3 protein-coding genes are annotated in these 4736 nt (G+C 35.5%); all 3 read left to right on the forward strand.

All coding sequences use genetic code 11. From position 1 onward, the window contains the following. Window positions 1-443 (forward strand): tyrosine-type recombinase/integrase (locus tag E1171_RS06770; RefSeq protein ID WP_155205251.1); only part of this gene is annotated, 443 nt, incomplete at its 5' end. A gap of 293 nt (window positions 444-736) precedes the next feature. Beyond that, a complete protein-coding gene (locus E1171_RS06775; RefSeq protein ID WP_187696315.1) occupies window positions 737-1783 on the forward strand; it encodes a helix-turn-helix domain-containing protein in 1047 nt (348 codons plus the stop codon). Window positions 1784-2038: 255 nt separating this feature from the next. Continuing rightward, complete coding sequence (locus E1171_RS06780; protein ID WP_187696316.1) at window positions 2039-4444, forward strand: TonB-dependent receptor; 2406 nt, start codon at window positions 2039-2041, stop codon at window positions 4442-4444. Window positions 4445-4736 lie beyond the last annotated feature (292 nt).

A 4736-nucleotide genomic window follows, 5' to 3' on the forward strand; every position in this document is an offset into this window, starting at 1 on the left:
TACTTAATCCCAATAAATTTAAAGAACATGAAGGCCATTTGTATTTGAATTTCAGTTCTGTGAAGTCGGGAAAGCAGGAAAAGATAGTACTAAATAAGAAAGCAAGAGAGATTGTCGAAAAATACAACTTTAAGATTCTCGTCATTCCGCAGCAGAAATGTAATACGTACATTAAGTGGATTTGCCAGGCGGCAGGTATAGAAGGAGAGGAGCAGGGAGCGAATTATGTAGGTGAGCAGAGAACTGTGGAAGTCATTCCTTCCTGGAAGATGATGAGCCCCCACACTGCTCGCCGGACTTTTGCTAGACTTTGGGCTGATCAGGGTGGGGACATAACCAAGCTACCCAAATACTTGGGACATTCATCGATGGCTATTACCATGAGATATTTTGGCTGCGAAAACAAGGAGGTTGACAACGAAATGCTTCGCTTGTTTGATTAAGTTTTTGTCTGGGCAGCTATTACGATAAAGTCAACTTCTTTCGATAGGGGGATTATTTTCCTCATATAATCTTCTAATGGGAATAATAATCCTCAAATTTCAATTGTCTTTCAAGGGATTTACCTATGTTTATTGAGTTATGATACAGCCATATTATTTTAAATAATGCAGAATTTTTAATGGGCACCATTTTATTAACTCAAACCTTCAGTCAGATAACAGTATTTATAAGTTTAATTTTTGTCATATTTTTATTTACAGTAAAAACAAAACATAAATTAAGTAATCAGCTTTTGGCTATATTTATCACCCTAAAAGCCATTGATACAAGTGGTTTGTTTTTGTACAAAGTGCTATATAATTCACCATCAATTGAATTGATTCGAAGTAATATAGCCTTTTTAGTAATCCCCACTTTCTACTTGTATACTTTATCGGTATGTTATGCAGGTTTTAAGTTGAAAATTAAACACGGACTGCATCTTATCCCCTTTGCCCTAACCAATATAGTTTTTATACCCCGGTTCTTTTTGGTTTCTCCCGAAGCTAAGGCAGTTTTCTTTAGGGAGTTTACGACTATGGCAGAGGCAAAATTTATTAATGTCATTATAAGCATGCAATATGTATGCTATCTTATTGCTGCTTGGTTTGTTTTAAGAAAATCCAGAAAGTTCTATTTGGAAAATTATGGAGAGGGCACAACACATAGCTATAAATGGTTATTTCAACTAGTGGCACTTTTGGCAGTGGCCCATGGTATTGTTCTGGTTAAAAACATTTTTAAGTTTACGGAAAACACTCAAATATTTGCAGCTGCTCAGGTGATTTCCGGTGTAGCTGTTTTGTTTTTTTTAGCTTGGATCGTTTTAAATGCGTTGTATACCCCAACCATTTTTAGAGGGGTTGACCCCAATCTTAAACTGGTAGCATCTCTGCTTCATAAAGGGAAAAGAGTAAACTCAAAATTTAGCGAAAGTACGGATAAGGAATTTAAAGAAAAAGTAGGGCAACTTAGGGAGTATATGCTCAGAGAAGAGCCTTACTTGGATTCTTCCTTAAGCCTCAATAGGCTTGCCCTACAAATGAAGATTTCCTCCCGCGAAATGTCGATTTTAATTAACCATCATCTTGGACAGCATTTCTTTGATTTTGTCAATGAATACCGAATCAAAAAAGCTATGCAAATTTTAAAAGATCCTTCTAAAAGAAAGCTGACTATCCTTGAGATTTTATACGAAGTTGGGTTCCAGTCCAAGTCTTCTTTCAATACAGCATTCAAAAAGTATACAAACTTGACTCCTAGTCAATATCGTTCAAGTCATTTATTACAAGTCGATTAGAGTGAAATCGAACGTTGAGGTCAGAAAGTCGAACTGTTTTTTCTTAAGAAAAGCGTTCGACTTCCTGTATTCGGTCGCCTTAAGCTATTCCTTCTCGCATCTTTGCTAAAGTTCAAGCAACAAAAAAGATCTAAGCTGGCTTTTGGACTCCTCTAGCTTTTCTTCTAAGCCTTGGAGAAGAAAGGTAGGATGGAAGTTCTAATGCTCTTGTTTAGATCTGATTCTAATTTCATTGGATTTAAGATCTTATTAATTATGAATGAAACTTTAACAAAGAAAATTCTACTTGTTTTTATCTTTTTACTTTCCACTGATAGTTATGCTCAGGTAAACCTGCGGGGTATAGTCCGTGATGAAAAGGAAGGGATCACTTATGCAAATGTGGCTTTATTAGATTCTATGGGTAATACGGTGGCTGGGACTTATTCTGATGAACAGGGTCAGTTTAGTATGCACAGCAAAGCTGGAAATTATACGCTTGCCGTTAGTTTTATTGGCTATGAAAGCTGGGTGAGAGAAATAGCATTAAAGGGAGATCAAGACTTGGGTGAAATTGTGTTAGTTAACCAGGATTTTAAGTTGGATGAAGTTGCCATTGTGGGTAATAAGCAGCTAATTGAAAGTAGTTTGGATCGTTTAACTTTTCATGTCGAAAATAGTGTGGCAGCAAATGGGGGAGACGCTCTGGACGCTTTACGGCTGGCTCCAGGTCTTAGACTTACTGATAATGAAATTGCAATTGTAGGAAAAGGGGAGGTGAGGGTGATGATTGATGGGCGCATATTACAGTTAACAGGAAAGGAACTAATAAGCTATCTGGGAAGTATATCAGCAAATGATATTAAGAAAATTGAAGTTATCACTAATCCACCAGCGCGGTTTGATGCCGAGGGGAATAGTGGTATCATTAATATTATCTTAAAAAACGGAATAAAAGACTCATGGAGTAATACAGTTTCTTCAACATATACAGCGGCCGTTCACAGTTTCTATGATTTTAGAAATACATTTTCCTATCAAAAAAATAGAATCAAGGCCTTATTTAACTTCAATGGAAGGAAAGGTAGTCGGGAAGTCCTTGAAACAGCTGATATCTTTTATCCCGAGGAAAGCTGGAGATCAGCAGTGAGCCGGGAAGACCGACAAGATTATTTTTCTGGAAGGATAGCTTTTGATTATGAGTTAGGTGAAAATTTAAGTATTGGTTTTCAGTACCTGGAAAATACAAGTAATCCAGATATACAAGATCAAACTAATACCGTGATTTTTAACCCCTGGGATATTCCTAATTATTCTCTTTTGACTAATGCTGTTTATGATTTTGATAATCATTCCCGAATGGCCAATGTACATGTTGTTTCTCATTTGGACACCCTAGGCAGGAAACTGTCCGTTGATTTAGATTACTTTAAATATTCTTCTGCTTTGGAAAGAACTTTGGAAACAGAGCGTTTTTCCCCCAAACAAGTTTCCCAAGGGATTGATTTTTCAGCAGTAAGCTCGGCTGATCAAGTTATTAAAAATTATAGTGCAAGGATTGATGTAGAACATCCTACTACATGGGCGAATATCTCTTATGGAATAAAGGCAAGTCTTATTTCTAATGGAAGTATAACCGATTTTTATAATAAAAGTTCTGGAGAAGCTGTCTTAGATCCTGAGCTGACCGATAATTTTCAATACGATGAAAATATTCAAGCCCTTTACCTTAGCGCAGGAAAAAATTTAGGAGAAAAATGGGAAGCAAAAGCCGGCTTAAGATTAGAAAATACACTGATAGAAGGTAAATCCAGGCACTTGGGAGAAAAAATAGAAAGGAAGTACTTTAATCTGTTTCCTACTTTTTACTTAAACTATCTGTTGGATGATAAAAATGTTTTTTCAATGAATTATGGAAAAAGGATTAATAGACCATCTTATTGGTATCTGAACCCCTTTCGAACTTTTCTCAATGGGAATTTCTCTACAGAGGGTAATCCCTTTCTTCAGCCCTCCCTGAATGACAACTTTGAATTTTCTCATGTTTATAAAAATCAATTGACTACCAGCTTGTCTTTACATATTACTTCAAATGGATTTGGAACCCTGGCTGAAATAGATGTTATTCAGAATATTGTGAGGCTTAAAAAAGAAAATTTTTTCACTGAATATAATTTTGCCTTAACGGAATCCTACCTCTTTAACCAATGGTCATGGCTTGAAAGTAATATCACTTTAGTAGCTTATTACAAGTCTCTTAAATTTGAGGATGTGGGTTTTGCCATAGATCAATTAAATGAGTTTTTTAGTTATTACTTTATCTTGAACAATGCCTTTTCTTTAAATTCTAAAAAAACCTTAAAGGCGCAATTAAATTATTGGTATGCTTCTCCATTTCTCCACGAGAATAAAAAGGTGTATAGTCGAAGTAGCTTGGATTTGACATTAAGGTTTGATATGCCCAAGCAAAATCTTCAATTTTCTTTAGGGTTTTTTGATATTCTCAAAACTTCTTCTTGGGACAATGGCTACACAATAAATGACATTCGACAAGAATTTACGAATTATTGGGGAAACAGAAATATTCGCTTTTCTTTAAATTATAAATTTGGAAATAAACAGGTAAAGGTGGGTTCCAGGAAATTTGGGAATGAAGAAGAACGGAGAAGGGCTGGAAATTGATACCGCTATGTGATATTAGGAGTTAGAGTTTTGGTAAGGCTAAAAGGTTTTGCTCTTTCAAAGTTATGAAAATGGGGGGTGAGTTTTAAAAACAAACAAAAGTTTTACAGCATATCAGCCCTGACCAGTAAATAAAGAAAACCCTATTATGAGAATTTAGAAAAAACTCAAAAAGGGAATTGGGTATTATCACTTGGTTCCCTTTTATGTTTAACATTTTCCAAGTAATTATTTTCTATTAATCAATTATTGAAACCACATAGGTCCAGTGAGGTTTCAGCTCTTCGTAATG

The sequence above is a fragment of the Xanthovirga aplysinae genome (genome assembly GCF_009711365.1).
GTDB lineage: Bacteria > Bacteroidota > Bacteroidia > Cytophagales > Cyclobacteriaceae > Xanthovirga > Xanthovirga aplysinae.